The following is a 3,341-nucleotide window of genomic DNA, read 5'->3' as shown; positions in this document are numbered from 1 at the left end:
CGACCGACCTGCTCGACCCCGAAGTGGTACGCGCCCGGCTGTCCGCCCTCGCCGAGGGGGTGGCCAGCGCGACGCGCCGTGCCCCGAACACCACACCACCCAACGGGAGAAGACCATGAATCCACCCGCTTCCACCGGGCTCGACTGGCTGCTGGCGAACTTCGCCGAGCAGGTGCCGGACGTCTCGCACGCGCTCGCGGTCTCCGAGGACGGGCTGCGGCTGGCGTCCTCGCCGGATCTCTCCCCGGACCAGGTCGACCAGCTCTCGGCGGTGATCAGCGGCTTGGCGAGCCTTACCGTGGGCGCGGCCCGGCTGATGTCCGCCGGCCGGGTACGCCAGCAGATCGTCGACATGGACGGCGGTGTGATGCTGGTGATGGCGGTCGGGGAACGGGCGCTGCTCGGCGTGCTGGCCGCGCCCGGCTGCGACCTGGGCCAGATCGGTTACGAGACGGCGACGCTGGTGCAGCGGGTGGCGGAGGCGCTGGAACCGGCGGTCCGCCGGTGAGCGGCCGCCCGGCGCGGCTGGCGGCGGCGCTGCTGGCGACGGTGCTGGTGGCCGGTTGCGGCGCCGAGGACACCACTGGGCAGGCGTGGCACGGCGGGCGGATCTTCCTGGCCACCGGCAACACCACAGGCGTCTACTACCAGCTCGGCGGCGGGTACGCCGATCTGATCACCCGGCACGTGCCCGGGTACGAGGCGCGCGCGGAGCCGACCGGCGCGTCGGTGGAGAACATCACCCGGGTGGCCGGCGGCGACATGGAGATCGCGTTCAGCCTGGCCGACACGGCGGCGGACGCGGTCGACGGCCGCGGGGCGTTCGACAAGCAACCGCAGCCGGTACGTGCGCTGGCCCGCGTCTACAGCAACTACACGCACGTGATCGTCCGCAGCGACGGCAAGATCAACAGCTTCGCCGATCTGCGCGGCAAGCGCGTCTCGACCGGTTCGCCGAAGTCCGGGACCGACATCATCGCCGGGCGTCTGCTCACCGCCGGCGGCATCGACCCGAACGCCGGCATCCAGCGGCTCAACCTGTCGTTGCCGGAGACGGTCAAGCGGATGCGGGCGAACACGCTGGACGCCATGTTCTTCTCCGGCGGCCTGCCCACGCCCGGCGTGAAGGACCTGCTCTCCTCCGCGCCCGGGAAGTTCCGGCTGCTGCCGCTGAACGACCTGATCGAGCCGTTGAGCGCCCGGTTCGGCGGCGTCTACACCACCGCCACGCTGCCGAAGGAGGTCTACGGCACGGCGGCGCCGACGCCCACCATCACGGTGGCGAACGTGATCCTGGTGGCGGCGGACATGCCGGAGCAACTCGCGTACGACCTGACCCGGGTGCTCTTCACCTGGCAGGGCGATCTGATCCAGGTGCACCCGGAGGCGGCGAACTTCAACCGGGCCAGCGCGGCCGCGACCGGCCCGATCCCGCTGCACCCGGGCGCGGCCCGGTTCTACCGCGACGGCGGCTGAGCGCGGCGCGGCCCCGCTACGGCGTCCAGTCGCGCCGCAGCAGACCGTAGAGCGCCATGTCGGCGAAGCCGTCGCCGTCGTACTCGCGGTCGCGCTGGGTGCCCTCGTGGACGAAGCCGCACCGCTCGGCGGTACGCCGCATCGCCGTGTTGCCGGCCAGCGTCTCGATCTCCAGGCGCCGCAGGTTGCGGTTGCGGAAGCCGTACCGGCAGAGCAGCCGGATCACCTCGGTGCCGTAGCCCTGGCCGCGCGCCTCGGGCAGCAGCGTGATGCCGAGGTGGGCGTACCCGTTGAAGGTGTTGATCCCCCACAGCACGCCGGTGCCGAGGAACGTGCCGTCGGCGACGGTCTCGGCCAGCAGTGACACCGGAGCGCCGGCTTCCGGCTGCTCGGCGGCGCGCTTCTCCAGCCGGGCCCGGACCTGCCCGACGTGGTGCGGCAGGAACGGCTCGTCGTCGGTGATCAGGTGCAGCTCCGGGTCGCTGTGCAGGCGGAACAGGTCCGGCGCGTCGTCGGGGGTGGGCGGGCGCAGACGGACGCGCTCGGTGGCGAACATGCCGCGACGCTAGCGGCGGCAGGGCAGGTCGACAACCGGATTTGGCCACCCTACGGACCGGTCGGTAGGGTGGCGGCATGACCCCGCTCGTGCTCGCCTCCGCCCTGACCAAGACCTACGGGACACGCGACGCCCTGCGCGCGCTCGACCTCGCCGTCGCGCCGGGCAGCCGGTTCGTCGTGCTCGGCCACAACGGCGCCGGCAAGTCCACGCTGCTGGAGATCATCGCCACCCTGCGCACCCCGACCTCGGGCTCGGTGCGCGTCGGCGGCTTCGACACCGTGACGCAGGCGCGGGACGCGCGTCGCCTGATCGGCCTGGCGCCGCAGTCGAACGCGCTGGACCCCCTCGCCACCCCGGCGGAGGTGCTCGACTTCCACGGCGTGGCGCTCGGGCTCGGCCGCCGGCAGCGGGCCCGCCGCACGCGGGAACTCGTCGACCTGTTCGGGCTGGGCGAGCACCGCTCGTCCCGGGTGGCCAAGCTCTCCGGCGGCACCCGCCGCAAGCTGGACCTGGCGGTGGCGCTCGTCGCCGAGCCCGCAGTGGTGATCCTGGACGAGCCGACCACCGGCCTGGACCCGCTCGCACGCATCGACTTCTGGACCGAGCTGACCCGCCTCAACCACAGCGGCACCTCGCTGCTCATCTCGACCCAGGACCTGCACGAGGCCGACGTGCTGGCCACGGAGATCGCCGTGCTACGGGACGGCCGGGTGGTCGCCCAGGGCCCACCGGCGTCGCTCAAGGGGCGCGTCGGCGCCCGAACGCTCACGCTCGACCTGTCCGACGCCGCCGCCGCGACCGCGCTCGTCGCCGCGTCCGAAGCCGGGTTCCGCGCCGACCCCGACCACCCGGACCGGGTACGCCTCAGCGTCCCCGACGACCCCCGCGCGCTGACCGCTGCCCTGCACGAAGCCGGCGCGATCGCCGCCGACATCACCCGGCTCCATCTCACCGAGCCCTCCCTCGACGACGTCTTCGTCGCCCTCGCCGCCCGCTGAGGCGCGCTGAGGCGCGCCCCCACCGCACCCCGAAAGGCCCGACACCGTGCTCCCGCTCGCGCTCACCCCGCCCCGCCGCTCTTCGGCCCCGGTCGTCCTCGCGGCGATCAGACGCTCGACCCGGGCCGTGCTCCGTACCCCGGCGCTGCTCGTGGCCCCGGTCGCCCAGTCCCTGTTCTTCCTGCTCGTCTACGCCGGGCAGCTCGACGCCGTGGGCAGCACCTATCTGGGCGGGACGAGCTTCATCGCGTTCCTGCTGCCGCTGATCCTGCTCACCGGCGTCGCCACCGGCGCGGGCGCGGCCGGCA

4 protein-coding genes and 1 pseudogene are annotated in these 3,341 nt (G+C 73.5%); 4 read left to right on the top strand and 1 reads right to left on the bottom strand.

From position 1 onward, the window contains the following. Positions 1–115: 115 nt before the first annotated feature. Positions 116–508: a roadblock/LC7 domain-containing protein gene (locus KBX39_RS26955; RefSeq protein WP_030503989.1), complete on the top strand. Its 393-nt coding sequence runs from the start codon at positions 116–118 to the stop codon at positions 506–508. Then, complete coding sequence (locus KBX39_RS26950; RefSeq protein ID WP_210873153.1) at positions 505–1,476, top strand: TAXI family TRAP transporter solute-binding subunit; 972 nt, start codon at positions 505–507, stop codon at positions 1,474–1,476. The genes KBX39_RS26955 and KBX39_RS26950 overlap by 4 nt, the downstream gene beginning before the upstream one ends. Positions 1,477–1,492: 16 nt before the next feature. Here the strand turns inward: KBX39_RS26950 and KBX39_RS26945 are convergent, their stop codons facing one another. After that, the gene (locus tag KBX39_RS26945) at positions 1,493–2,032 is read right to left on the bottom strand and encodes a GNAT family N-acetyltransferase (RefSeq protein WP_064448157.1); all 540 of its coding nucleotides are present in this window, start codon (positions 2,030–2,032) and stop codon (positions 1,493–1,495) included. Between the two features lie 77 nt (positions 2,033–2,109). On the opposite strand from KBX39_RS26945, the gene KBX39_RS26940 reads away from it, so the two are divergent. Next, positions 2,110–3,033 (top strand): ABC transporter ATP-binding protein, encoded by a 924-nt coding sequence (locus KBX39_RS26940; protein WP_064448156.1) that lies wholly within the window; start codon positions 2,110–2,112, stop codon positions 3,031–3,033. 46 nt (positions 3,034–3,079) lie between these two features. Further along, a pseudogene (locus KBX39_RS26935) lies at positions 3,080–3,341 on the top strand (ABC transporter permease); the annotation flags it as partial.

This window comes from Micromonospora sp. D75, assembly GCF_018070405.1.
In the GTDB taxonomy this organism is placed as follows: Bacteria; Actinomycetota; Actinomycetes; order Mycobacteriales; family Micromonosporaceae; genus Micromonospora; species Micromonospora chalcea.
The sequence above is the reverse complement of the archived record's forward strand: the minus strand, read 5'-3'. Positions and strand labels throughout refer to the sequence as shown.